Below are 26906 nucleotides of genomic sequence, written 5' to 3' on the forward strand. Positions count from 1 at the left end.
CGCTGACAAAATCGTCACTACTTTTTTTGTTTCTGTTGCTGACGTGCCCGGCTTTCCATAATCCGTTGCAACTTGCGCTGCTCGGCTGCCATGGCAGCATCGGAAACTTCAGCCGGCTTGACAGGGCTGCGATCCAGTTTCTCATCAGCGGGAATTGTTCTCAACTTGATCCCCCGATACCAGACCGGATCGCCATGGTCCTGCAAAGACAACTTCGCACCCCGATCTGCCAGATTACCACCCCGATTCGCCAACAGTTCCACATGCCAGGCATAGCGCGGATCGGTGTAATCCAGGTCAATGACTTTTTTACCATTTAACCAATGTTGAATGACAGTTCCCTGACAGACAATGCGACCTTCATTCCACTCCCCGACGGGCCGTGTTACGTCATGGGAAGGAGGCAGGCAGAAATAAATCGAAGCGGCACTCGTCCGTGGATTTTTCCCGTCGGCATGCTTTTCATTATCGAGAATCTGGTACTCGTATTGACCGGGACGATAATACACACCGCTATTACTCCCCGGTGCCACCTTCCATTCGAATTTCAATTCGAAATCATCCGGTAGCGGCTGCGGATCGTAAACCAGACTTCCCCCTTTTCCAGAACGAGTGATCACGCCAGAGTCTACCTTCCAGTTACCGCTGTGCTGCCAACCCTTGAGATCAGAACCATTGAACAGCGCCTTGAATTCCTGTTGTTTTTCTTCTGCTGTCAATTGATTCGGCTCAGCGGCACAACCAGTCTGAATAGCCTGACACATACACAACATCATCAACAATAATTGTCCGAGCGGCATTCTCATTTGATTTCCTCTGATAAATCAGTTTCTGTTTCCATCACACTAATCCAAAAGACATCCGATAGAACTGTATTTTCAGTCTGCAAGCTGGTTCAACATTTGAAAGACCTGTTCATTGATTTTATTCGACGCGTCCACTTCCAGATAACTCCACCCCGAACGCCAGGTTTCATATCCCTGCAAGATATGCTGTTCCGGAGTAGGTAAATAACCGTTATAGCCATTGGCGAGTGCAATCACAAACGTCGGTTTCAGCGGACTTTTCTGTTTGATCTCCAGGCCAATTTCCGCGAACACTTCACACGGTATCGCCACAATCCCCAGCTCACCAATCCGCAATGCCTGCAGTTTCAGATTCACACTGTCCGGACCTTTGTTAATCCGAACGGTTTCCCGTGCGTAGACTTCGTTGATCGTCAAGCGTTTCGGATCTTTGGCATCCGCCAGCAGCTTCTGAGCATACTTTACTTCATCTGCATTGGGTTTTCGGATTCCCAGATCGATTGTTCGTTCCTGCATTTCCAACGAGACATCACTTCGATACTTGAGTGACTTAACGGCTTGATACGTCCGGTCGGCTATAACTTTTGCCACAGTAGTAATGCGTTCAAACACAGCCGCACGCGGCCGGGGTTCTCTAAAATTATAGTTATTAATGTCACCACTGGCCCCGTTCGACATGATGCCGATAAACGTATCATCGGCACCAAGTTGTTTTTTAATCTGTCGGGCGAATTCTCCAAAATAATCAGCCGAGAGTTGATTAGGCGGCAATCCCCCCACGTAATGCAGAGAATAATTCGCCAACAGCGCCAGCGGCCGACCATCCGCGTATTGCACCGAGAGAATCGAAATATCCGGGTCCGTCGGACCGGCCGGTTTGACCAACAGATCGCTTCCACGAGGAGGATTCATGCGAACCTTGTCGGTGGTCTTTCCAAAAGGATTGGGACGAATGCCTCCCTCTTTCACATACCAACGACGGTTATTGACTTCCGCGGGCTCACGGGCCACTGTCCAGGCTACCTTGGCAGGTTCCAGCCGACCATGCGCCTTGATGATGGATTGGGCAATACTCTCGGTCAGAAACTGCACATATTCCGGACTGGGATTACATTGTGCCAGTGGAACTGAAGTCGGTGCGGTATGTGTGTGGGTGGCTGATGTCAGCATCTGGCTGGTAGGAATACCAGTTTTGACTGATGCCTGCTGCTTGGCAGCATCAAAGATGTCTCGAGAAATTAAACAGATATCGCAAACTACAAAAGCAATCTCGGTCTTTCCGCTCTTCAAGACCAGTGCCCGGGCATGCAACGGATCATGGGCCGACGTTGCCTGTCGATCCTGAAAACTGCCGGTCATCGACACCGGGTAATTCCGCGGGTTGATATTCACCTTAGCGGCCCCTGCCTGTAGTCTGGTTTTCTCCTCTTCTGCAGCAAACAGAGTCAAGGGAAACAAAACAATCAACAATACGGTAAGTCGAAACATTAAGACGTCTCCTGGTCGAAATCGTGTTGGATTATTTTTCGGGTTGGGGTGTCGCCGTTTGAGTCACTTCTTTTTTCCACGCAGCAAACGCCGCCTGCATCTGCTGCACGCGCTCCGGTTTCTTTGTAGCGAGGTTCGTTGATTCCGCTATATCGTCCTTCAGGTTGAATAATTCCACTGGTGTTTTACGATTCTGATTCAACACCAGTTTCCATGGTCCCTGGCGAACCGCCGAGCGCCCATTGTAGTCCCAGAATATCGTGCGCGGCTTTAATTTCTGCTGCTCAGTCATCAACTTAGCCAGGCTCATACCATCCAGCTGATGCCTCGCAGGCACGCTCGCATTCGCCAGTTCCAAAATGGTCGGCATCAGGTCGATGCTGATTACAGTCTCCTCACACAGACTGCCCGCAGGAATCTGGCCGGGCCAGCAGGCGATAGCGGGCACACGATGCCCCCCTTCCCAGACATTTCCTTTAAAGCCACGTAAGGCACCATTAGAGCCTTTATTATTCGCACCATTGTCTGACAGAAAAAAGATCAATGTGTTTTCCGTCAGTCCAAGTTCTTTTAAAACCGTGACCACTTTGCCGATGCCCCGATCCATTTCGGTATTCATTTCGCGGTATGCGTTGGCAATGTCTTTGCGCTTGGCAGATTTAATATCACCGACTCCCTCTTTTCGAATCGGTTTGTCATTCGGACCCTGATAGGGATAATGCACGGCTTCATGCGCGATATACACAAAGAACGGTTTCTCTTTTTGCTGTCGAATAAAATCAACTGCGTGATCCGTAATCAGATGCGTCACGTAACCTTGTTCTGCACGGTTTAATTCTGCGTTATGCCACCAGTCGAACACCCCGGTGCCGTCCAGATGCGCGAAATAATCGACGTTCCCGCTGACATAACCCACGAACTGCTGAAAGCCGCGAAACGTGGGGTTGTATTGTCGCTGATATCCCAGATGCCATTTTCCAAACATACCGGTTTGATAACCGGCTGACTGCAGACATTGTGCCAGCGTAATTTCATTCTTCTGCAGCCCATGATGCCGATTCCTTTTGGGGTCCGCATAGACCACGCCGTCAATGCCCGCCCGCTGCTGATAGCGGCCCGTTAACAAGCCGGCTCGAGTCGGACTACACACCGTTCCACTGGAATGAAAATCGGTAAACTTCATTCCTCGCGACGCTAGACGATCCAGCTGAGGAGTCTCACAGTTGGTACTGCCATAACAACTCAGATCGCCATACCCCAGATCATCGGCCATGATCAGCACAATGTTAGGGCGGTCAGTGGCATCCCTCGCCTCGACCGCAAGAGGTAAAAACAGACAGCACATGACTGTGAAGAACAGAGATTTCATAAGGAGCGCCTCATTGCCGGGAAGTTCTGTAGAATCTCAGACAAACGACTCGTCTTTTTCCAGAATCAGAAAAACGAACCGGCCTGACATCACCGTCCCTTTATTAGACCGCAGTCAATGGCACAAATCAATCTCGTACCACGGTCTTAAGCAAAAAGCTCACCCATGATGCGGCCATGCGGAACCAGCATCGTCGGACGCCCCGTATTGGTATAGTACTCGGTTAGAGGATCAATGCCCAAGGTATGATAAATTGTCGCGGCAATATCATCGGGCTTGATGTTGGTTTTGTCATCGGGAGCATCACCGGCTTTCGTCGTTCCGCCAATGAACTGTGCTGGTTTAACGCCGCCCCCCGCCATCAGGCACCAGTTCACACGCGGATAATGGTCACGCCCCGCGTTCACATTGATCTTGGGGGTCCGCCCGAATTCGCCCATAATCACGATCAACGTTCGCTCCAGCAATCCCTTCTGCTTCAGCATTTCCAGCCCTGCGGTGATTCCATTATCCAGAGCCGGCAATAAACGACGATGACCGGCAAAGTTTTCGGTGTGCGTATCCCAGCCCTGATAAGTCACCGTCACAAAGGGGACGCCGAATTCGATCAGCCGACAACCCAGAAACACAGACTGGCTGAATTCATCGGGAGTAAACATGTTCCGCAACTGGGACGATTCCTGTTCCACATCAAAGGCAGCCCGTGCCCGCTTCGATGTAATCATATTATAAGCCTGCGAACCAAACTTATCTAACGCTTCTAAGAGTTGGCTTTCGGTAGTTTCCGTTTTAAATCGCCGATCCAGTTTTGTAAGCAGTTCCTGACGCTGATTGACTTTTTCAATCGTCAGACCATCGGGCAAGGAAATGCCGCGTACCTGAAACGGCTGACCCGGTCGGGGAACCGTGTTGGTTTTGAATGGGGCATACGCGTCTCCCATATAGCCCGCGTTCCATTCGGTTTTGGGAATCGCCACATAACCAGGCAGGTCCGGCTTACTGGAGATCTCCTTCGTGACGACCGAACCCAGCGAAGGATAAATCAACGCCGGCACTGGCCGATTTCCCGTTGAAATCCAGGATTGTCCCTGAGGATGCGCACCGGCAGAATGCGAAATACCGCGAATCAGAGTAAATTGATCCGCGGCCGCAGCATACTTCGGTAAATATTCACAAACCTGATGACCGGGGAGACAAGTCTGGATCGATTTGAATTCGCCTTGCGTGTCTGCAGGGGCATCGGGTTTACGATCCAGCGTATCCAGATGCGATACGCCTCCCGCCAGATTCAGAAACAGTACTGCATCGGCCTTGGCTTTCGACTTTTCGTTCGACTCAGCCCGGGCAGCAGACAGCTTGAGAAAGTCGTGAAGCGTCAAACCCAGACCGCCGAGGAGTCCAACCTGCAACGCACTGCGTCTTGTCATGTTCTGACATTGATTCATCAATTCGCCCTCAGCATACTATTCTGATCAAATCCAAGTCGCTTCTGATTTAGTGATTCGTAATAAATTCCTGCGTATTTAACAGAGCCCATAATAAGTCATGCAAACCTTCCTGCACGGATTCGGTTTTCTGCAGATGCTTCAGGCTCTCTTTCATTTCCGTTGCTTCAGGAAAACGGGACAGCGTACGTAAATAGGCTTCGGTTACCAACGCTTTCTGCTCTAATGTCTTGAGTTTTGCCGTTTTCATTTCTGCCAGCCAGCCATCTGCCCGGGTTAGGTTTTTAAGCATTTCTTCATCGTTCCGCACATAGAGCGACTGTAACAACGTCGGCTCATCCTGACGTTCACAGTCACAGTTCGTCGTTCGCAATGGCTTTCCGAATACGAGTAACGAAAAATCGATGGCCCGCGCCTGAAATGAGAGCGGATGCTGTGAGATTTTGCGGCGGTCCGTCTGACTCACCAGCTGGTTCATCTTTTTCTGGCTCGCCGTCGCCTGTAGAATCGCATCGATGGCTACCTCTGCCGGCAGACGTCTCAAAACCGCATGACTGAAATTGCGTGTGTCTTTCCGATTCGTCGGATTCGATCGCCAACTCAATTGATAAGTGCGACTGTTCGTAATCGTCCGGTGCAACCACTTCATATCATAACCGCTGTCGATGAACCCCTGCACCAGATAATCGAGTAGCGCTTTGTTACTGGGTGGATTCGCCTGATTCAGATCGTCGGGCGGATTAATAATGCCTACATTGAAATAGTGTGCCCAGATTCGATTCACGAATGCTTTGGCAAAATAATGGTTCGGCTCATTCAACATCCAGCGCATCAATAACTCTCGCGGATCTTTCGTCTGACTGATGTTGATCTCCTGCCCGCCGAGCAGCTTGGCCCGCTGTTGATCTGATTTGGCAGGTTCGATATAAACTTCGCGCCAGGGAATCGGCCGCCCTTCGGCAGCGATCCGTAGATAACTCTGTCGGCGCAGCGCCGCCGTATTCAACTTCACCGGCACTCCCAGCATATTCCGTGATTGCTCATGCAATACCGCCGCATCCGGGGGCACGCCAAATTTGATGCGTGTGAAAAATTCGGTAAAGAGCTCAAAATCCTGTTTAGACCATTCGTCAAACGGATGCTTATGGCACTGGGCACAATCCAGCCGCATTCCCAGAAATGTATACCCAAACGCCAACGCTTTATCAGATGGAACTGACATATTCGAACGCGCCCAATAATGGGGCATTGAATTGTCGAGGGCCGTGAAGTCGGCTCTGTCTTTCGTACTGGTAAACTGGCTCTGTTGCGACATATATTCATCAAACGTCTGGCCCGGCAGACGACTGGTTCCCAGAATGATACCGGAAACAATTTTATCCCAACCAACATTATCTTCCACGCGGCGGCGGATCCAGGCGTTCCACTGGCTGGCAACCGGCCGTGCCATTTCCGTGCTCCCCAGATAACCGGCGTTACTGCCGGTCAGATCGGAAAGCTTCATACTCCACCAGGCCACGTAACCGGGGCGGTTCAACAGCTCTTCGATTTTCTGACTTCGTTTTTCCGTGGATGTATCTTTCAGAAAAGCTCGTATCTCCTCTGGTGTCGGCAATGTGCCCGTCATATCAAGACTGACGCGCCGCAGAAATTCATCATCCGTACATAATCCGGACGGCTGAATTCCCAGTTTTCGCAGCTTGTTAACAACGCGCCGATCCACTTCTGTAGGCGTCGCAACCTGGGGATAGGTACCTGGCTTATACTTCTGAACGGGAAGAATCACCTGTGTCGAAAAGATACCGTTATCGTAATAGGAGATCACATACGTATCGCCGGTCCCTTTGGAACGCATGACTCCTTCCGGCGTCACTTCGGCAACACTATCATCCTTCGACTCAAAACGGGTCAAACAGGTCACATCTTCCCGTGTTCCGTCCGACCAGACAGCGATCGCCTTGAGCGAGACCGCTTCCCCTTTTTCGGTAAAGACTACCTGCTTCGGCGTGACATCCAGCCGCACAAAACGGGGTGACTCTTTACCCACCGATGCCGCGCCTGCAGCAATCCATTCCCGCAACAACTTCTGCTCCCAACCCCCGGGAGGCAGTTTCAGGCCCCCTTCATGCTCGTCTTCTGACGTCGGCTTATTCAGAACCAGACTCTCATCCGGTTTCTGTTTGTCGATCCGTTCCAGCAGATTATCATGATCGAGTTTGAAATCGTAACCGAACATCGACAGCTGGAATCCACCTCGTCCCTGAAACGAACCATGGCAATTGCGGCTGTTACACCCCAGCCTACCTAAGAGTGGAATCACATGTTTCTGAAAGTCAGGTGTGAATTTCTCCCCCGCAGCAATTCGCGATTCAATCGGAGCCAGGATCGGTTTGACATCGAGTCCCTCTGAATTGGCGAAACGTAATACATCGGTTTCTGGATTCGTTTCCGTATCGCGTTCTGTAAACAGTTGCGTTTTCGCCATTTTTGTTCTGAGATCATTGACAGATTCTGTCGATAAGCCGGTATGATAAACTTCCAGCCCCTTTAACCGAGACAGTGTTGCCAGCGATGCAGCGGCACTCTGATCCAAAGCACAGTGATTCAGCGCCAGATATTCGAGCGACTTTAAGGCAGCCAGTTCCTTCAATCCGTTACCCCGAACCCGGGTGCCGGAGAGATACAAGACTTTCAAATTCTTGAGTTTCGCCAGTGTTTGAATACCCGCATCGCTGACTTTTGTGCCGGACAAGAACAGGACTTCCAGATTCTTCAATCCCGCCAGTTGCGCAAGGCCTTTGTCCGTCACACGTGTATTATTTAAAGACAATACTTTGAGCTGTGACAGATGTGATAGTTGTACCAAACCCAGATCGGTCACCTTGGTTTGATCGAGATACAGCCGCTCCAGCTTGTTGAGCCGCTGCAGATGGGAAAGCCCCGCATCCCCGATAGCCGACTCCGAAAGCATCAGCGTATCCAGATTCGTCAGATGTGCGATATGTTCCAGCGCTGCATCACCAATCTGCGGACAGACCAGCGCCAGATAATCGAGCTTATGAAACGACTCAAGATACTCCAGAACTTCCAGCGTGACATGCGGCTTACTGAAGCGGACCAGCCGCACGGAGCCATCTTTGTTTTTCTGCAGATTGGTGTAAAAACCGCGGAGCTTTTCGACGGCGATCTGCTCGGGAGTTTTCGCAACCACCGGCGGTTCATTCTCAGCTGCCTGGGCTGAAGGGAATGAGAACACCAGCAGAATCAGCAATGCGAAAATCTTCGTTCGCTCTGAATGCATCGATCACCTCATCGAATTCGATTGGCAATGGTTCTATCTCTGAGCTGCTTACATAAAGACACTTTAATGTGTCAGTTTCTTGTAAGCAATGTTTAATAAATACTGAGAATCGAGATTTCTCGTATTTTAAGCACGAGACTGATGACACATGCACTGCCTATTGTGCCGTCCAACCACCATCAATAGTCCAGCAGGCCCCGGTGATCGATTTGGCCTGATCAGAGCAGAGGTATAACACCATCGCAGCCACTTCCGCGGGTTCGATCAACTTGCCGGTCGCCGAGGCTTTCAGGAAGACCTGACTTTCGACCTCTTCCACACTGAGCCCCAATGTTTCTGCCTGTGCGGCAATTTGCTGCTCGACCAGAGGCGTGCGCACATAAGCCGGACAGATGACATTGGCCGTAATCCCGAACGGCCCGCCTTCCAGTGCGGTCGATTTCGTTAAACCGACCAGACCATGTTTGGCAGCAATGTAGCCGACTTTGTTGAGCGATGCGATTTGTGAATGGATCGACCCCATACTAATGATGCGGCCCCACTGCTTCTGCTTCATGCCGGGAAATACATATTTGGTCAGCAGAAACGGTGCCGTTAACATCACCTGCAGCATGGTTTCCCACACGCTTTCGGGAAAATCATCCAGAGGAGAAATATGTTGAAAGCCGGCATTATTAACCAATATATCAACAGAACCAAATTCCTGAATCACGCGCGCGATGAGTGCCTCACAACTTTCCTGCTTTGACAGATCGGTGGGAACATACAAAGCACGTTGAGATTCCTGTATCAGACCGGACAGATAAGCGGGGGCATTCAGATCGGCAACCACAATGTGGTATCCCTCATTGAACAGTGTCTTCGCGATTTCTGCGCCAATGCCACTTGCAGCGCCGGTAATCAAGGCCGTTTTGGGGTCAGACATCTCGTTACTCCTCGCGCAATACTTGTTGAATCCGGGCCAGCTTTTCGTCTCGCCAGGTCGCCCATTCGCTGCGGCTTTTCTGTTTCAGATACGCCTGCGTACCGGCAACCGCTTTCTGTTTTGCTGCTTCAGGAATGGTCGTCCACGTTTGCATATCGTTCCAGTATTCTTCAAACGACGCGCCGATTGTATCGATAAATTTCTGATACCCTCCTTCACCGCCCCCCAGTTCATAAATCAGATGCTGGCCCATCATCGCCCAGCGTAGACCGGGGCCCTGACAGAGTGCCGCGTCAATGTCTTCCACACTGGCCACCCCCTCATCCAAGAGTGCCAGTGATTCCCGCCAGACTGCCGCCGCCAGTCGATTGGCAATGTGACCGGGCACTTCTTTATTCAAAATCACCGGATGCTTGCCGAGCTTCAGAAAAAAGTCTCTGACGGTTTCGACCGTTTCCGCAGCCGTCTGCTCGCCGGGGACCAGTTCGACCAGCGGAATCAGATGCGGCGGGTTGAAAGGATGTGCAATCAAGGCACGAGCGGGATGTTCGAGCACCGACTGCATCCGCGTCATTAACAACCCCGATGAACTACTGGCGAGAATTGCTGTGTCGGGGGCATACTGTTCGAACTCGCGATAGACGTCTGCCTTGATCGCATAATCTTCGATTACCGATTCCTGGACGAAATCGATATCAGCCAGTAATTCCTGCATCGAATCGACCAGACACAGATTTGAGACCGCACGGTGTGCCTCTTCCGGCGCGAGCAACTTCAGATCAACCAGTCGTTGTAAATTTGTCTGCGCAACATCCAGCGCCGTTTGTTTCACTGTTTCATTCACATCAAAAATGCGAACGTTGAGTCCCTGCGCCGCAAAAAAAGTGGCCCAGCTCGCACCAATCAACCCGGCACCTAATATTCCTACTTCCTGCATATTGCTGTCTCTCTGTTTTGTAGAATACTATCCTTCAGCTGCTTCAAACAACATCGCGATCCCCATACCCCCGCCGATACAGAGTGAAGCAATCCCCCGTTTGGACTTCCGCTTCTGCATTTCGTGCAGTAACGTCACAGCGACCCGCGCACCACTGGCCCCTAACGGATGCCCCAGTGCAATCGCACCTCCGTTCACATTCACGCGTGCTTCGTCCCAGTCCAGAGCCTTGCCGACCGCCAGTGACTGGGCAGCGAAGGCTTCATTCACTTCCAGCAAATCGATATCTGCTAACGTCAATTGTTCGGATTTCAATAAGTCGTCAATCGCGTGTGCAGGGCCCATGCCCATGTACTGTGGATCCAGACCCACGTTCGAAAAAGATCGAATCCAGGCCAGCGGCTTGAGCTTGTTTTCCTCAACAAAACTTTCCTCAGCAATCAAAAATGCCGCCGCCCCATCGTTGATGCCCGACGAATTCGCAGCAGTCACCGTTCCATCCGGTTTAAAAGAAGGACGCAAACAGCAAATCGTTTCCAGGCTGGTCTCTTTACGCGGGTATTCATCAACGGTAACCAGTTCCGGATCGCCTTTTCGTTTGGGGACACTCACGCCAACGACCTCATCTTCAAATTTCCCGGCTTGCAGCGCCGCCTGGCAGCGCTGCTGGCTTTGCACCGCATAACGATCCTGTTCTTCACGCACGACTTCATATTTCTCAGCCAGGTTCTCTGCAGTGATTCCCATATGACAGTCATAAAAGGCATCCCATAACGCATCGTGAATCATCGAATCGACAAGCTTCCGGTCTCCCATTTTGAAACCGGTCCGCGCCCCCTGCAGCAGATAGGGTGCATTGCTCATGCTTTCCATGCCTCCTGCCAGCACTACTCGCGCCTTGCCACATAGAATCGACTGCATACCGAGTGCAACCGATTTTAAGCCAGAGCCACATACCATATTGACCGTGGTCGCCGGCACGTGATACGGCATCCCGGCGTGAACGGCTACCTGACGCGCCGGATTCATCCCACAACCGGCCGTAAAGACCTGTCCCAAAAACACCTCATCAACCTGATCGGCGTTCACCCCACACCGTTTGAGTGTTTCCTGGGCAACAATTGTGCCCAGCTGCACGGCTGAAACATCTTTGAAAACGCCATTAAAAGCACCAATGGGTGTTCTGGCGGCACTCAAGACGGCAACCCGTTTTTGTTCCTGATGACTCATGTTTTTAACCTTGAAATAAATCTCGTAACTTGCGACGCATTACTTTATTGGATGCGGTACGGGGGAGTTGCTCAATCTCGCTGACTGCATGAATTTTAAATAACGGATTGAGTTGGCTGCGAATAATCTGCTGCATCTCTGTTTGTATCTGATCCGAATCAAATTCGGCGTCGGCCTGCAGCACCACAAAAATCACCAGCTGACTTGGCCCCCCTCCCGCGGGAGGTACGGCAATCGCAGCAACCTCTCGGACACCCCTTGCCTGCGTGAGTAACTCCTCAATCTGCACAGAACTGACTTTGATGCCTCCTAAATTCATCGCATCATCAATTCGCCCGTGTGCCCGAAAATATCCGTCGGCGAGCGATTCAATCTGATCGCCGTGCCGCCGGAGCACCTGCCCCCGAGGTCCCGGAGGGATCTCCGCAAAATAGACTTCGTGGTGATCGCGATTGATTAGCCGCGTGGACAGACCGATCACCGGAGGTACAAAAAAGACTTCCCCGTTCGTGGTTTCCTGTCCCGATTCATCCAGCAGCAACCAGTCAAAGCCAACCGCCGGACAGGCAAACAGACCGGGCACCCCCGGTTTCAAAACCGTTCCCGTAATATAGCCTCCCCCGGTTTCAGTGCCGCCGCAATATTCGATGACCGGTCGATACCCGGCCCGCGACATCAGCCACAACATGTCATCAGGATTCGAACACTCGCCCGTTGAACTGAAAACCTTGATCTGTGACCAGTCCAACCCGGCGACACAATCCTGTGCCCGCCAGGCGGAGACGATAGAAGGTACCAGCCCCAGCATCGTGACTTGGGCATTTTGAACAAATTCGCAAAAGGCGCGACTGGTGGGAACGGCGTCCGTCAGTGCAATCGTGGCGTCATTGATCAAAGAGGCATACACGAGCCAGGGGCCCATCATCCAGCCCAGATTGGTCGGCCAGCAGACCACATCACCGGCGTGAATATCATGATGCAGATACCCGTCACCAGCCGATTTGATTGGCGTCGTCTGATCCCAGGGAATCCCTTTGGGACTGCCCGTCGTACCTGAGGAAAAGAGAATCGTTGACTCATCATGGGGCCGACGGGCAACATACGTTAATTCCCGATTTTCGGAAAGAAACTCAGACCAGAGTCGATCCCCCGAACGTAATGGCGTCTGACAGCTCTCACCTTCCGGAAGTACAATCGCCGGCAAAGAATTGTCCGCTTCCAGCTTCGTATAAAGTGGCAGTTGTTTTCCATTCCGGGAAATCACATCCTGCATGAAAATGAGACGGGGCTTGGTGATTTCAAGCCGAACACGCATTTCGTCTGCCGAAAAGCTGTCAGCAATCGTCACCACCACACAACCGGCAGCGATGATTCCCAGAAAGATCGCCACTGATTCCACGGTCATCGGCGACATGACAGCGACTCGATCCCCAAGCTGAATGCCAGCTTCGGTCAAGCCATTCGCAACCTGCGCGGTGAGCGACTTCAATTCCTGATAACTAAGTCGCTGTAACTTGTCCGATCCATTCTGAAACAGAATCGCAGTCTCTTTCGACTTTTCACGGAAACAGCTCTCTACAATATTCAGCTCCGCTCCTGACAACCATTCTACCTGTTCGACGTCATTACTCACATCCATGATCTGTTGTGGCTGCTGTTGAAATGAAATATCAAGCGAGTCGATCAATTTCTGTGTAAATGCGTCCCGGTTCTGAACAGACCATGTTTGCAATTCGTCCATGCTGCTCAGATTCAAATCGCGGAGCCACTCTGCCAGATGTGAGTGAGTCTGTTCTTGTTCTCCCGGAAACCAGGCCGGCGCAGGAATGTTCTGTTCGAGTCGTTGTTGAAAAACCCGTTGATACAGGAGCTGATGCACGGCAAACGGAACATCGGACGTCAACACCTGCGCCGTCAGAGCCTGCCAGGCTTCAGTGTCGTTTTGAACGGAAATCGGTTTGAGTCTCTCGGCCAGTTGCTGTGCTTCATCGGAAGACAGCCCACATCCCCTGAGCGCGTCTGCAGGAAGGTCCATTGCTTGTTCCATTTTCAAGCGGAGTTCGAATTTGCATGTAACACTTAAAACTCTAACCGTTCCCGTTTCAATTCGCCAGTTCAGGGTTGATCCTCGTAACATCAACAACAAAAATGAGTTCGGAACCGTGAGGATTTTTGATTATTCTGAAGTAACGGACTTCCATTCAGCACATGAAATGCGAAAATGGGTGTAGGAAACCTGCCTGCGTGCCCCCAATAGTGAATCATCCAACACACATTGATACGTCCACGTAGTAGCAGTAGACCGAATTTTTGCGCTAAATCATTCAGGGAAAGAGGTTAAATGTCTGTTTTGAATACCAATCGAACTCCGAATCGTTTTATTACTGGATTCTGTTTTCTGGGCTTACTCGGATTAGCCTTCAGCATGTCGTTTCTCACTCCCCAGGTCTGGGGCGAGACAAGCGCCAAGACAGCAAAAGCAGCAACAAATTCGGCCAGCGGACAGCGAATGCTGGATGCCATCAAATATCTGGCCTCAGATGAACTGGAAGGACGCGGCGTTGATACACGCGGCATCAATCTGGCCGCAGAGTATATTGAGAAAGAGTTCAAAGCAGCCGGCCTGAATGTACAAGCAGTCAATGAGAGTGCCTTCCAGAAGTTTACAATCAATACCGGCAGCAAACTGGGCCCCACGAATGAACTTCAGCTAGTTGGCCCCGATGGGAAAACGATCCCGCTGGAATATGACAAAGACTTTCGCTCCTGCTCGTTTGGAGGTTCTGGTAAGTTCGATGCGGAACTGGTCTTCTGTGGATATGGAATTGACGCGAAAGATGTGAAATACAGCGATTACGCCGGCGTCGATGTCAAAGACAAGGTGGTGATCATCATGCGCCGCACACCGCAACAGGGGGATAAAACCAGCCCTTTTGCCGGTGCACATGGGATCTCGCGATACGCCGCACTGCGATATAAAGTCAGCACGGCGTTTGGCAAAGGCGCCAAAGCCATTCTATTCGTTAACGATCACTATTCGACCGAAGAAAACAAAAAAGAAGCCAAAGAGCTTGAGGAAGACGCCGTAGAAGAGCTAATTACGGCCACTGAGAACTGGGAAAAAGCGAAAGACGGTAAACGGGACGAAGCTGACCGGGAACTGAAAAAAGCTTTGCACAGCGTACAGCAGACTCGCAAGCGTTTGAAAGAAGGCAATTTTGATGAGCTCATGAAATTCGGTTACGCCGGCAGCGGCGACGGACGTTCGATTCCCATCGCACACATTTCGATCGAGAAATGCAACGAGCTATTTAAAGATGCCGGCAAGCCAACATTGCAGAAACTCGAAAGCCAGATTGACGCTGACTTGAAACCGGAAAGCTTTGCTCTCCCAAAGTGGAAAGCCAAAGGGGAAATCTCGGTGAAACAAATTCGCACTGAAATCAAAAACGTCATCGGGGTGCTGGAAGGCAAAGGACCTCATGCAGACGAAACGATTGTGATTGGTGCGCATTATGATCATGTCGGCTATGGTGGCGAAGGTTCTCTCGCCCCTGGTTCGACCGACGTCCATAACGGGGCCGATGACAATGCTTCCGGTACGGTGGCACTGATAGAACTGGCACGCAAGCTGGCGGCCCGTAAAACACCACTCCCGCGGCGACTGGTCTTCATTGCATTTACCGGTGAAGAACGAGGATTGATCGGATCGGCGCATTATGTCAAAAACCCCCTGTTCGATATCAAGAACACAGTCGCCATGCTTAACATGGATATGGTAGGCCGCCTGACGGACGATAAATTGACGGTCTTCGGAACCGGCACCGCGCCCCGCTGGGACAAACTGGTAAAAGAAACCGCCAAAGCCTACGACCTGAAACTCTCGCTCAAGCCGGAAGGTTTCGGCCCCAGTGACCACAGCTCCTTTTACGGAAAACAGATTCCCGTATTACACCTGTTTACAGGCACCCACAGTGACTATCACCGCCCCTCTGATGACTGGGACAAAATCAATATTCCCGGCATGGAGCGGATCATCGGGTTCCTGGAAGAAATCGCAATCGCGACAGCCGAAAACCCCAAACGGCCTGAATACGTTAAAATTGAACGTCCCGCCGCGACCATGCGGTCTGGCAATCGCCCCTACTTTGGCAGTATCCCTGACTTTGGCGGCGAAGGCCCCGGTTATCACATTTCTGGTGCGTCCCCCGGAAGTCCGGCAGATAAAGCAGGCCTCAAAGCCGGTGATGCCATCATCAAAATGGGTAAGACCAAGATCGGCGGTCTGGATGATTTCGATCTCGCATTACGAATGTTTTCGCCCGGAGAAGAAGTCGACGTCACGGTGATGCGTGACGGAAAACGCGTGAAACTGACAGTCAAGCTGGGAAAACCTAAATAATCAACTGCCCTCTAAACTTATTTCCGCGTGTAAACCAGTGACACACTGCCGGTGTAATCGCTTTTCTTACGGCCTGCATTCGGAAACGAGTTATAAACCTGAAGAAACCCAAATTTCAGGTTCCAGCGGTCTTTGTTATCCAGTTTGAACAGTAATCCGGTTTCCGTAGTCACACGTAAAATCTGTGCCACATCTACACTGGGAGTCCAAGTCTGTTTATGCTCCAGTTGCGCATGATCAGAAAGGGGCCAACGGAATTCGATTTCCACGAACACGTCTAAAGTAGTACGGCGTAAACGAGGACTGTTATAAATTTCGCGCGTTCCACCAGGACCAACACGCACAATCAAACGTTTGTCTTTTTCATTGATAAACCGGTATCCTAAACCAGATGAAATGGTTCCACGCCAGTCTAGATTTTCGAATTCATCATATACATTCTTATTGGTTACGAAGACAATCCAGTCTGAAGTACGAGCTAAGTCAAAAGTCGCATTTCCATACCAGCGATTGGCATCTCTGACGCCATTAGATTGTCCCCAGCGACCACCAATTTCAAATTCGAACAAATTGTCATTGTCCGATTTTTCCAGAAACAATCCGGTAGTGATATAATCCCGATCCGTATTCCCCGCCAGGAATGTCCCCCCGATCTCCATTCGCTTGGTCCAGATTTCGACATAATCCCAGCATTGATCACAGACACCTTCAATCTGATCAAAGTGGGAGTCATCTTCTAATTCAGGTACAGATTCTGGAGAAACACTTAAAGGGTCCGGCACCGGTACCTGGTCGATGAGTGAGGGAAGCGGCGGCAAGCTGGTGTTTTCATTATTGATCAGCAGTGCTTCTTCTGAAGACTCAGAGGCAGGTTCTGCATCAACCGAATTGTATTCCAACCGATCAACGAGACCTAATAAAATCGAACGTACCTGTCCATCTGAAAGACGGAACAGAATCTTTCCGTCTTCAAAACCGATGCTCTCTCCTGAAAAATCTTGACCGTCTTTCAGGTAGAGCGTTTCTGCAGCCATATTATCGCCCGCACAGGCAACTCCAGAACCACTTAAAGTTGTGATCAGAGAAACCAGCAGCAGACAGAGGAGATAGTTAATTTGGAAAAGGAGTCGGGAACGACCCATGAAATCATTCATGGTGAGAGATCAATCACAGTATTAAGAAATAGACAGAATCTTTGAAATGATAAGAACCAGATGTTAGGAGGGGCGATAATTCTAATTCTGGATTCGATTTACTGCAATGTGTTTATTTGTCTGTAATGACCACCGATTTAAGATAAAATCATAGACTAATCATTTCTGAAACGAAACACTTAACCCATTACCCATATTAACCTTACAAAACCAGTGCGGCTTTTCACCTCTACTTTTTTTCATTGATCTCCGTTATGTTTAACGGTGAGAACGAACACAACAGTTATCCCAGTTCTATCCCTTCAGATTCTGGCCAGTATCTTACCTGACCCGCACAACCGGACCTTTTCACTGTCTGTCACTCTCACCTTATCTCCTCCTGCCGGCTCTTCCGGCTCAGACTCATCGAAAAACAGAGCAAGATTTCGAGTACTTCAGGCCTCCCTTCAATTTGCGTGCTAGAGTTTTTTTGATTCCAGTTTGTTCCTGGTCAACAACTAAGAACAAGCTGACAAGTCAACAAATCAATTCTAACTACAACACTCAGCAAAAATGGCGGTACAAGCCTGTTCGGCAACATGATTGTTGTCTGTCGTGAGGGGGGAAGATTTTACTATGGGATTCTTAAAAAGATTCTTGAAGACGACCTATCGGGATAGCTCCGCGGGGAAAACGCGCAGTAGTTTCGAAAGTCTCTCGGAAGATCAACTGGAAACGCATTTGAACATTGCTAAATACGGTAACTTCATGCTGACAGACGCAATCCGTCCCTCTTATGACCTGGAAGTCATTCCTCAGGCGGGTTACCGGCATGATGTTTACACCGACAAAGAATCAGGCATTAAGATCCCGGTTCTAATGGCGTCTGCTTCTAAAGAAATCTTGTTCGACTTATTCATTGACTTGCTTGATCCGCTGGGAACTGAAGTTGATGTCGTCTTGGAAACCAGTCATGAAGGTTCGAACAATCAGCACCAGGATCTCTACCGCGAGCATATGGACCTGCCTGTTCTGAAAAGTACGCTCTATGACTATGAAGACCTGCTTTTGAATGATGGTTGTGCCGGCATCGCTGTACTGAATCCTCTGATTCCGCTGGAAGTCCAGTTCGATGAGCACAAATTGCTGATCATGTATGGGCAGGGAATCGAGCAATTCGAATACACGCTGGAAGAATATGGCATTCCCCATATTTCTGACCTGAAATTTATCACGGAAGCCGAACACGTTCATTCATCCAGCGACGAATCCATTGAAGAATTGGATCAGTTGAAATATCGTCTTGGAATTGATTTCGAATAAAAGCGACGAAATCAATTGAGAGACTGAATGCGGAACTGCTGCGGTTGACCTTCAATCAGATGGACTTCCTGATCAACATCGCCCCCCCCAAACTGTTGTTGCAATCCGGAAGGCCAGGTCACTTCAAGTGATTCAATCTGCTCTGCGTCCCCCAGGCCAAAAACCAGAATTCGCTGGTTACTTGCGAAGTACCCATCGCCGGCCGTCAACTGACGAACCAGTGTCTGGCCGTTCGTTTTAACGCGAACCGTCGTTCCAATCGCATCCCGGCTGGACTTTGTTCCGGTCAAATGCACCACCAGACGATGCCCGTGATTTTGTGTTGAGTTTTCTAACAACACAAAGGGCTGATCAAGACTCGAAATTGCAGCCTCTTCCAGGCCATCACGGTTCCAATCCAACCGAGCCATTCCCCTGCCCAGTCTGGGGGTCTGAAAAAACGTGCCGAGTTCGGTTGATTTCAATTCCTGAAATTTGCCCTGCCCTTGGTTCTTCATGAATTGCGGTTGCATTTGATAGGGAACATCCTGTGCAGTTAAATCTTCCACATGACCATTGACAATCAATAAATCCAGCAGGCCATCGAGGTCAACATCGAGGAATTGCGTTCCAAAGCCTAACTTGTAAATGGTCGGATCAGACATTTGTGATGCCTGAGTTTTATCAACGAATGAATCGGGACCTACCTGATGATAAAGCGTGTTTGTTTCGCGATAATAGTTTGTCACATATAGATCCAGCAAACCATCAGCGTCAGCATCCCCTGCGGCAATTCCCATACAGGCTTCCGTCCTACCCTCTCCATTGAGCGCCAGTCCGGATAAGAGTGCCTGCTCTGTAAACCTCAGTTTTTCGGAGCCTTGATTGACGAAGTAAAAATTGGCAACCGCGTCGTTGGCGACAAACAGATCAGGATACCCGGTGCCATGCAGGTCAGCGGCGATAATTCCCAATCCTCTTCCATCGGGAACCTGAATCCCTGAAGTCGCCGTAACGTTTTGAAACTGACCATTTTTTGAATTAGAGAACAGTTGATCCTGTGCACCCGGAAAATTCAAAGGCATACAGGAACGCGCAGAGCCATCTGCATTTTTGCAAACACGATCGAATACATCGGCACCCGTCAAATAATTGACGGCATAAATTTCCGGCGCACTATCAGCATTCAGATCCGCAATCAAACAACTGGTGGTCCACTGATCGGCGGTTCCCGAGGCCTGATCTGACTCGGAATAGGTTCCATCTCCGTTATTAAGATAGAGTCGATTCAGACCGATATTACCAACGTAAATGTCTGCGAAGCCATCGTTGTTCACATCGCCGATCGATACTCCCTGACTGAACCGATTTTCGTTTAAACCGGCCATTTCAGTTACATCCTGAAAGGTTCCATCCCCCACATTCAGAAACAAACGATCCCGATAGCGACTCTGCAGTTCATTCACAGGCCAGTTGGTCCCCTGCGTCAAATACAGATCGGGCCAGCCATCAGAGTTGAAATCAACAACCCCGACTCCCCCGCCAGTAAATTCATACATCTTATGATTGTTCTCAGGCCAGGGCTGGCCGTTAAAATATTGGAACGAAATCCCGGCATGAGCGGTTACATCTTCAAATGAGATATTGGAACTGGTCTGCGCATTCCCTTTACTTGAAGCCACTGATACTTCGGGCTGTTCTGACATGGATTGCGAACCGGGCAGATTCAATCCCCTGACAGGATTCTTTTCGTCGACCACTCTGGTCAACTTCAATTCCGCTAACTGAGGTTCTAATTCCTGTTGGACTTTTTGGGCCCAGTCTAATTGTGGGTCGAGCAATAAAACCGCACGACTCCACCCATAGGCCTCCCAGACCAGACCTAATTCCTGGGCCAGAGAAACCACTTCTTGAGTCGCCTTTAAATCCTTATCACCATAGGCAACTTTCACCATTCCTTCGTACGCCTGTAGTTTTTTCGAATAATCCAGCAGTCGTTCGGCTGCTTCTTTTTTTCCTTCCTGTAACAACAATTGCCCCAGTTGGTAACAGGCTGTCGAGTTCGTAGCGTCCTGCCTGATCGCCTCTCCATAACAGCGAAGAGCAGACTGCCGATCCCCCTGTTTTTGATACCACTGCCCTTCAATCCCCCAGATCTCAGGAAGCAGGCGGTCTTGATCAGTAAGCGATTGTTGCCAGCTCACAAATTCGCCTGAATCTCCCTGATTCAGCAAGATTTTTCCTAACAGAGCCCGAGCCTGGCTTAAATCTGGCTGAGTGGATAACAGTTTCTGCAATCTCGTTTTTGCCTCTGAATATTTTTGCTGATCCCATTCCAGACGTGCCTTACCAAGTTGCACCAGTAGATCTTCCGGATTTTTCTGCCCATACTCTATGAGTAACTGCGGATTCTCCAGTGAACGATCCCCCATGGCCAGCAGATACACGAGGATGGCATCAATTTTTTCCTGCTGCAGCAGCTTTAATCGGAAGGGAACGGCTTGCCAGCCGCGCGAGGTAAGCCCGTAGATGAACGACAACCGTTGCAGTACTTTGAGATCATCAGGGAACGATTTAATTGCCCGTTGAAACTCGTTCTCTGCAGGAGAGAGTTGTTTTAGCTCGAATAGATACAAGTCTCCTGAACGCCTCCGGGCTTTCAGCGATTCACGACTGGCATCATCGGGAACATAATCATAATAGCGAATCACTTCCTTGAAATCGCCTGATTTGAGAGCAATTTCAGCTCCCAGCATGGCAGCGGACACCTGATGCGAGGGAAACTCCAGAAGTCTCTCTACTTGTCGTTTTGCTTCCTGATCGTTCTGATTACGAAAGGCGTGCGAAGCCCTCTGATAGATGGCATCCGGATCCGGCTCGAACAAGCCTGAAAAATAAACTGCCAGCCCCAGGACCAGAAGTATTGAAAGGATACTGAAAACACGAATCAAGTTACTTACACTTTCATTCTGCAGAACAGGGAAGGCCTTTTAAGAACGAACACACACGCGATAATCATTCACTATTGTGTTGTATTATACAGTGATATTCTCCTGTTTCTCGACTTCGACTGGAGGCGTACTTGGTTTCGACTGTTTCACCACACCAGGTCTTAACAGATTTAAGCCCCATTGCTTGGCATCCATCGTCAAACTGAATAAGGTTGGCACCAGCACTAACGTAAACAGCGTCGAAACGATCAATCCACCGAGCACCACACTTCCCAGCCCCCGGTATAATTCACTCCCTGAACCTGGAAACAGGACTAGCGGTAACAAGCCGAGTACAGTGGTTGTCGTCGTCATGAAAATCGGTCGAATGCGAGTTCGAATACTTTCCAGAATCGCTTCCCGCGGCGTCATATGATCTTCATTGATATGATTCAGGGACTGGTGAATAATCAGAATCGGGTTATTCACTACGGTCCCGATAAGAATGACAAACCCCAGCATGGTGAGTACATCCAATGTCTGCAGCATAAACAAATTCAAAATACTCAGTCCCAGAATTCCACCGACGGCTCCTAACGGAACACTGAAAATAATTACGAATGGATACAACCAAGATTCAAACAAAGCTGCCATCAGCAGATAAGTAATCATCAGCGCCAGAATCACATTGAACTCAAGTGCTGCCCATGTATCACGTAATTTGTCAGCAGTACCTGATAGCACAATTCGATAGCCGCCCGCCAGTTGGCCACTTTCGCGCATCGGTTGCACAATTGACGATTGAATCTGACTCATGGCGTCTTCCAGCGCCATTTCTTCAGGGGGAGAGACTTCAATCGTAATGGCACGCTGACGCTCGCGGTGATTCACCTGTTCTGGGCCACTGGTAATTTCCACATCCGCCAACGCTTCCAACGGTACCAGCGAGCCCATCGGGGTTGCTACGGAAATCGCTTTGACATCCTGCGTATTTTGAATGTGCCGGGACTGTCCGATAATGGTCAGGTCGATTTTATCGCCGCCCAAATAATAGTCGCCGGAAAATGCACCATCAATCAGTGCATTCGCGGTATATCCCAAATCGGCACTACTCACTCCCATTTCTGCCGCCTGAACCAGTTTGGGCTTAATATGAACTTCCGGACTGGAAAGGTCCAGGCTGGGAATCGGACGAACCTGTGCAGCGGGGATCATCTGTTTGACTTGCCCCAGTACCTGTCCTCCCATGCCAACCAGTTTTTGTAAATCAGGACCGATGATTTCGACTTCAATTGTACGGCCGCCGGTAAGCCCCCGTTCGAACAGACTCGATTGTTTCGCCACCGCAAACGTACCGGGTAATTTCATACCCGCTTTTTGTACGAGAGGTATCAGTTCGCCAACGCGTTGTGAATCAAAGGCACGAATCCCCATAAAGACCTGGCGTCCCCGAGCGACGAAAAAGAAATCGCCAATCACCGGATAGTCCAGTTTTTTCGCTTCTTCACTATTGGGATCAACATCCCAGTAAGGCCGTAAATCACTTTCGACGCTCTCCCCCAGTTCCATTAACTGGTTGAGGTTGTAGCCGGGAGGTGGCAGAAGAATTGCAAAAATCAAATTGCGGTTCCCTGTTGGCAGATATTCCACCTTAGGCCATAACTGCCAACTGATGCCGACAGCAGCTCCAACCAATAGTCCCACAACGAGTAGCCGTCGAATCAAACCACCCTGAATCCAGTTATTCAGGCCGACAACCGTACGCACAAAGGTAGCGCCTGCTGCTTCGATCGGTCCGACAAGTGTTCGATTTAACCAATTCTTTTTTTCTGCCGTTTCTGATTGTGTTTTATCCTGATGCACGGCATGAACATCTTCGATATCCTGACCTTCTCGTTTATGCAGCAAACGTGCTGACGCAGTCGAGATCAAGGTCATGGACACAATCAGTGAGAGTCCGACCGCAGCACTAATGGCTAAAGCAATATCCTGAAACAGCTGACCTGCTTCTTCCTGGATAAAGACCACCGGTAAGAATACGGCGATCGTCGTCAGTGTTGACGCCAATACGGCGCCCCAGACTTCTTGTGTTCCTTTTATCGCTGCCTGAAACGGTGATTCTCCCAGAGAATAGCGGCGGAAAATATTCTCCAGCACCACCACAGCGTTATCAACAAGCATCCCGACAGCAAACGCCAGACCAGCCAGACTGATCACGTTTAATGAGCGCCCGAGCGCCCCCAAAATCAGGAATGTCCCGATAATACTGGTGGGAATCGCCAACCCGACCACCAGAGCACCGCGGGCAAACCAGAACCCGGCTCCAATAATCAAAGCCAGACTGACTGCGAAAAACCAGGGAGAGATAAACGTCGCTGCGACCGCGGTAATAATGATCAACGGCACGACCAGCAGGGTACGCACTCCCAGATGCAGGAATGACATCAACACAATCATCGTGAGTGCCCCGCCGATGAAAATGTTGTTCTTCACCAAATCGACCGAGGAGTAGATGTAGTCGGTCTCGTCATAAACCTGAACTAACTGTAAGCCGCGCGGCTTCAGAATATTTTCATCAATATCTTTAACCGCTTCTCGCAAACCATCCATAATATCCAGCACATTGGCACCGGTCTCGCGAACACAGTTAATCGCAATACTTGATTCACCAAACCGTCGTACCAGGCCATCAGGTTTCTTATATCCCAGACGGACTTCCGCAACATCCCGAACATAAACCGGGGCGCCGTCGCGAACTGCCAGTAACTGATTTTCCACTTCTTCTACATTGCGAAACTGGCCCAGCGTACGCACAACCCAACGTCGTTTACCTTCCCAGAAATCACCGGCGGATGTATCTGCATTCTGACCACGTAACACTCGACGCACATCAGCAATCGTTAATTGCCGCGCGGCCAGTTGTTCTGAATCGACCACAACCTGCAGTTCATCTTCCAGCCCCCCTAATACATTCGACTGGGATACTCCAGAAACACGTTCGAAGCGTGCTTCGATTTCATCTTCTGCAAAGCGCCGTAACTTTGTCACTTCGAGATCTGCTTCGGGTAAGATGCCTCCCCTGACACCAGGGTGCTCTTCAGCCAGTAGCCGTAGCCGCAACATCGCCAGCCCTGGGTTCGGAGTGTTCCGAATAATTTCCAGCTCTTCTTTGAGCTCAGGATGTTTTTCTTGATATGCAAGAATTTTTTCATCTGACGGCAAACGACTGCTGAGGATGAACCAGGCAATCGGTCGATCGGCGGCATTGGCCGTACTGATAATAGGCTGGTCTGCATCTTCCGGATATTCGGGGACCTGCTGCAGACGCGAGTTCACCTTGAGTAACGCTTCATCCATATTCGTGCCGACCAGAAATTCCAGCGTGATCGAGCCTTTGGAATCGGCACTTTCTGAACTCAGTTTGGTGATGCCCTCAACGCTTTTCAGCTGCTCTTCCTGCTCCAGAACGATTTCGCGTTCGACTTCCTGCGGACTGGCTCCCGGCCAGCGCGTTTCCACAGTAATCGTCGGTCTTTGAACTTCAGGCGTCAATTGCATCGGCATGCGAATCAGCGCCACCAGTCCGAACAGAACGGTCATTAATACACCGACGGTCACCTTTACCGGATTATGCACAATGGCTTTAATTAAATTCATTAAAAGTCCTCTTTAACCATCGATGTTTATAGCTTTGGCTTTGGGAAGCGCATCGGGTGACAAGATTTCAGTAATCGCCACATCCTGTCCCGGCCGTAAGCGCTCATTTCCTCGAATGACCACATGCTCACCCGGCTTCAGGTTCCCTTTAACCTGGATCAATCGCCCATTGGCTACGCCCACCTGAACCGGAACTGCACGCGCTTTTCCCTGATTTTTTTTATCAGGACTTGGATCCACCACATAGATCATGGGAGTCGGTCCACCCAAAACCAATGCATCTTTTGAAACCAGAAGCGCGTTCTGTTTGGGACCGGTGGGCAAGACCGCCCGTGCCAACATCCCAGACTTTAACAGTGGACCATCTTTGGTAATCGTATTTTTAATTCTAACTTTGACTGGAAACGTGCGGGCTCTGACATCGGCCTGGGGAACGATTAACGCAACCGTACCCGTAAAGACCTGATCTGGGATTGCAGGAACTTCCACGCGGACTTCCATCCCCAATTTGACATGCGGCACATGATTTTCCAGAACCTGAACCTCGACATCCACTTCGTCGAGCGCGATCACCTCCGCGACCAGTTCACCCGAATTGACCCATTGTCCGACTTCCGTGTGCTCGGCGACAACGTATCCATCGAAGGGAGATTTAATCGTGTGTTTAACGATCTGACTTTCGAGCTTATCAACGATGGCCTGTTGAATGGCAACCTGGGACTTTGCCTGAGCAATTTTCTCCTTGCGGGGTCCTTCTACAGTCAGTGCATAAGCGGCCAACGCTTCCTGATATAATTCTTCTGAGCGGATCGATTCTGAAACGACCTGCTGAATATCATCTTCATTCACCGCCTTGCGGGCATACAATGACTCCAATCGCTTACGGCGTTTCTGTTGATATTCGCTGTCTGCCTTCGCGGCCTGCATCAGTGCTTTCGCCCGTTTTATTTCATCGGGGCGGGAACCGTTCTCAAGTTCCGCTAGCTCATGTTTTCTCAAAGCCAGTTCGGCTTTCTCTGCATCAAGCTCAAGATTAATCGTATTCGTCAGTAACTGTGCCAGCGGTTGTTTTGCACGCACGAAGTCCCCTTCATTAACCGGAAATTCAGCCACCCGACCGCCGACAGCACTTCCGATCACACTGCGTTTGATCGGCAAAACGGTTCCCACAAACATCTGACCTGATGCGGTCTCGCGCTTAATTATTTCTGCCACAGCCACAGCCGCCGGGCCGCGCTGCGCCATGAGTTGCCCTGAACTCAGAGCACACACACAAACGGATGCAACAAAACTGGTTGCTAATCTCATAAGTTTCCTCAACGTCATATTAAGTGTTTAACCACAGTGACACAGTGAGCCCTGCAGTAGTTCTGATATTTTTGCTGCTACACGATCTCTACTTCTGAAACTTTCACTCCCAGGTTTTCCTGCACTTGCATTAACAACGACTTTAATGTCTCGACTTGATCTGCCGTCATGCCTTGAGTCGCTTTTTTACGGAGTCGCTTCAGACAAGCCACCATTTGTGACCAGACAGGCCTGGCTTCCGGTAGCACTTTCACAACCTTGCGGCGACGATCTTCCGGATCACTTTCACGTTTGATCCACTGATCTCGTTCCATTCGATCCAGAATACGTACTAACGTCGGCGGTTCGATCATCATTCGTTCTGCTAAATCCACCTGGGAAAGCGGTCCTTCATAAACCAGCCAGCCTATGACCTGAAACTGACGAAACGTAATCCCATACGGCATCAATTCCTGATTCAACGCATCCTGATAGAAGTGCGACGTAATGGTGATCCAATACCCCACACTTTCTTCAAAGTCATACTGCAACATCAGTTCCTCCTCCGGAGTGAAACGCCCCTGATTCATTAGCCAGGCTAATTATTAGCCCCGTTATACTATCCGGGCAAGACCAATCGCAAGACCTAATTTGTCTGCAGCAACAGCTTTACCTTAATGGCGAAGGAGAATCA

Annotated in this window: 16 protein-coding genes; 2 read left to right on the plus strand and 14 right to left on the minus strand. The window is 50.1% G+C overall.

Going from position 1 to position 26906, the window contains the following annotated elements; genetic code table 11:
* Positions 1 to 17: 17 nt before the first annotated feature.
* From Pan241w_RS17255 to Pan241w_RS17295, 9 genes are all read right to left on the minus strand, one after another.
* A complete protein-coding gene (locus Pan241w_RS17255) occupies positions 18 to 806 on the minus strand; it encodes a 3-keto-disaccharide hydrolase (RefSeq protein WP_145218247.1) in 789 nt (262 codons plus the stop codon).
* 72 nt (positions 807 to 878) lie between these two features.
* On the minus strand, positions 879 to 2294 hold the full coding sequence (locus Pan241w_RS17260) for a hypothetical protein (RefSeq protein ID WP_145218249.1): 1416 nt from the start codon (positions 2292 to 2294) through the stop codon (positions 879 to 881).
* A 31-nt stretch (positions 2295 to 2325) separates the two neighbouring features.
* Positions 2326 to 3663: a sulfatase gene (locus Pan241w_RS17265; RefSeq protein ID WP_232107179.1), complete on the minus strand. Its 1338-nt coding sequence runs from the start codon at positions 3661 to 3663 to the stop codon at positions 2326 to 2328.
* 146 nt (positions 3664 to 3809) lie between these two features.
* Positions 3810 to 5108: a DUF1501 domain-containing protein gene (locus Pan241w_RS17270; protein ID WP_145218251.1), complete on the minus strand. Its 1299-nt coding sequence runs from the start codon at positions 5106 to 5108 to the stop codon at positions 3810 to 3812.
* Between the two features lie 49 nt (positions 5109 to 5157).
* On the minus strand, positions 5158 to 8409 hold the full coding sequence (locus tag Pan241w_RS17275; RefSeq protein ID WP_145218253.1) for a DUF1549 domain-containing protein: 3252 nt from the start codon (positions 8407 to 8409) through the stop codon (positions 5158 to 5160).
* Positions 8410 to 8566: 157 nt separating this feature from the next.
* Complete coding sequence (locus tag Pan241w_RS17280) at positions 8567 to 9334, minus strand: 3-hydroxybutyrate dehydrogenase (RefSeq protein ID WP_145218255.1); 768 nt, start codon at positions 9332 to 9334, stop codon at positions 8567 to 8569.
* Between the two features lie 4 nt (positions 9335 to 9338).
* Positions 9339 to 10271 (minus strand): 3-hydroxyacyl-CoA dehydrogenase family protein, encoded by a 933-nt coding sequence (locus Pan241w_RS17285; protein ID WP_145218257.1) that lies wholly within the window; start codon positions 10269 to 10271, stop codon positions 9339 to 9341.
* Between the two features lie 27 nt (positions 10272 to 10298).
* Positions 10299 to 11501, minus strand: coding sequence for an acetyl-CoA C-acetyltransferase (locus Pan241w_RS17290; protein ID WP_145218259.1), 1203 nt, complete (start codon positions 11499 to 11501; stop codon positions 10299 to 10301).
* Between the two features lie 4 nt (positions 11502 to 11505).
* Positions 11506 to 13536 carry an AMP-binding protein gene (locus tag Pan241w_RS17295; protein WP_145218261.1) on the minus strand — a complete coding sequence of 677 codons (2031 nt, stop codon included), beginning with the start codon at positions 13534 to 13536 and terminating at the stop codon, positions 11506 to 11508.
* A 306-nt stretch (positions 13537 to 13842) separates the two neighbouring features.
* Between Pan241w_RS17295 and Pan241w_RS17300 the strand changes: the two genes are divergently transcribed.
* Positions 13843 to 15903, plus strand: a complete 2061-nt coding sequence (locus tag Pan241w_RS17300) for a M20/M25/M40 family metallo-hydrolase (RefSeq protein WP_145218263.1) — start codon at positions 13843 to 13845, stop codon at positions 15901 to 15903.
* 17 nt (positions 15904 to 15920) lie between these two features.
* On the opposite strand, the gene Pan241w_RS17305 is transcribed toward Pan241w_RS17300, so the two are convergent.
* A complete protein-coding gene (locus tag Pan241w_RS17305; RefSeq protein ID WP_197999990.1) occupies positions 15921 to 17045 on the minus strand; it encodes a DUF481 domain-containing protein in 1125 nt (374 codons plus the stop codon).
* A gap of 627 nt (positions 17046 to 17672) precedes the next feature.
* On the opposite strand from Pan241w_RS17305, the gene Pan241w_RS17310 reads away from it, so the two are divergent.
* Complete coding sequence (locus Pan241w_RS17310; protein ID WP_145218267.1) at positions 17673 to 18359, plus strand: hypothetical protein; 687 nt, start codon at positions 17673 to 17675, stop codon at positions 18357 to 18359.
* A gap of 11 nt (positions 18360 to 18370) precedes the next feature.
* Here Pan241w_RS17310 and Pan241w_RS17315 read toward each other — a convergent pair whose 3' ends face one another.
* The 4 genes from Pan241w_RS17315 to Pan241w_RS17330 all read right to left on the minus strand — a co-directional run bounded on the left by Pan241w_RS17315 (position 18371) and on the right by Pan241w_RS17330 (position 26766).
* Entirely contained in the window at positions 18371 to 21289 is a 2919-nt protein-coding gene (locus tag Pan241w_RS17315; RefSeq protein ID WP_145218269.1) for an FG-GAP-like repeat-containing protein, read from the minus strand.
* Between the two features lie 84 nt (positions 21290 to 21373).
* Positions 21374 to 24925 (minus strand): efflux RND transporter permease subunit, encoded by a 3552-nt coding sequence (locus Pan241w_RS17320; RefSeq protein ID WP_145218271.1) that lies wholly within the window; start codon positions 24923 to 24925, stop codon positions 21374 to 21376.
* A 12-nt stretch (positions 24926 to 24937) separates the two neighbouring features.
* On the minus strand, positions 24938 to 26233 hold the full coding sequence (locus tag Pan241w_RS17325; RefSeq protein ID WP_145218273.1) for an efflux RND transporter periplasmic adaptor subunit: 1296 nt from the start codon (positions 26231 to 26233) through the stop codon (positions 24938 to 24940).
* A gap of 77 nt (positions 26234 to 26310) precedes the next feature.
* Positions 26311 to 26766, minus strand: a complete 456-nt coding sequence (locus Pan241w_RS17330) for a MarR family winged helix-turn-helix transcriptional regulator (protein ID WP_145218275.1) — start codon at positions 26764 to 26766, stop codon at positions 26311 to 26313.
* Positions 26767 to 26906: the final 140 nt, after the last annotated feature.

Origin of the sequence: Gimesia alba (genome assembly GCF_007744675.1) — a bacterium.
Lineage (GTDB): Bacteria > Planctomycetota > Planctomycetia > Planctomycetales > Planctomycetaceae > Gimesia > Gimesia alba.

Coding starts and splice junctions, on each gene's coding strand:
- Pan241w_RS17255 (WP_145218247.1), bottom strand. CDS start 806: ATGAGAATGCCGCTCGGACAATTATTGTTGATGATGTTGTGTATGTGT.
- Pan241w_RS17260 (WP_145218249.1), bottom strand. CDS start 2,294: ATGTTTCGACTTACCGTATTGTTGATTGTTTTGTTTCCCTTGACTCTG.
- Pan241w_RS17265 (WP_232107179.1), bottom strand. CDS start 3,663: ATGAAATCTCTGTTCTTCACAGTCATGTGCTGTCTGTTTTTACCTCTT.
- Pan241w_RS17270 (WP_145218251.1), bottom strand. CDS start 5,108: ATGAATCAATGTCAGAACATGACAAGACGCAGTGCGTTGCAGGTTGGA.
- Pan241w_RS17275 (WP_145218253.1), bottom strand. CDS start 8,409: ATGCATTCAGAGCGAACGAAGATTTTCGCATTGCTGATTCTGCTGGTG.
- Pan241w_RS17280 (WP_145218255.1), bottom strand. CDS start 9,334: ATGTCTGACCCCAAAACGGCCTTGATTACCGGCGCTGCAAGTGGCATT.
- Pan241w_RS17285 (WP_145218257.1), bottom strand. CDS start 10,271: ATGCAGGAAGTAGGAATATTAGGTGCCGGGTTGATTGGTGCGAGCTGG.
- Pan241w_RS17290 (WP_145218259.1), bottom strand. CDS start 11,501: ATGAGTCATCAGGAACAAAAACGGGTTGCCGTCTTGAGTGCCGCCAGA.
- Pan241w_RS17295 (WP_145218261.1), bottom strand. CDS start 13,536: ATGGACCTTCCTGCAGACGCGCTCAGGGGATGTGGGCTGTCTTCCGAT.
- Pan241w_RS17300 (WP_145218263.1), top strand. CDS start 13,843: ATGTCTGTTTTGAATACCAATCGAACTCCGAATCGTTTTATTACTGGA.
- Pan241w_RS17305 (WP_197999990.1), bottom strand. CDS start 17,045: ATGGGTCGTTCCCGACTCCTTTTCCAAATTAACTATCTCCTCTGTCTG.
- Pan241w_RS17310 (WP_145218267.1), top strand. CDS start 17,673: ATGGGATTCTTAAAAAGATTCTTGAAGACGACCTATCGGGATAGCTCC.
- Pan241w_RS17320 (WP_145218271.1), bottom strand. CDS start 24,925: ATGAATTTAATTAAAGCCATTGTGCATAATCCGGTAAAGGTGACCGTC.
- Pan241w_RS17325 (WP_145218273.1), bottom strand. CDS start 26,233: ATGAGATTAGCAACCAGTTTTGTTGCATCCGTTTGTGTGTGTGCTCTG.
- Pan241w_RS17330 (WP_145218275.1), bottom strand. CDS start 26,766: ATGTTGCAGTATGACTTTGAAGAAAGTGTGGGGTATTGGATCACCATT.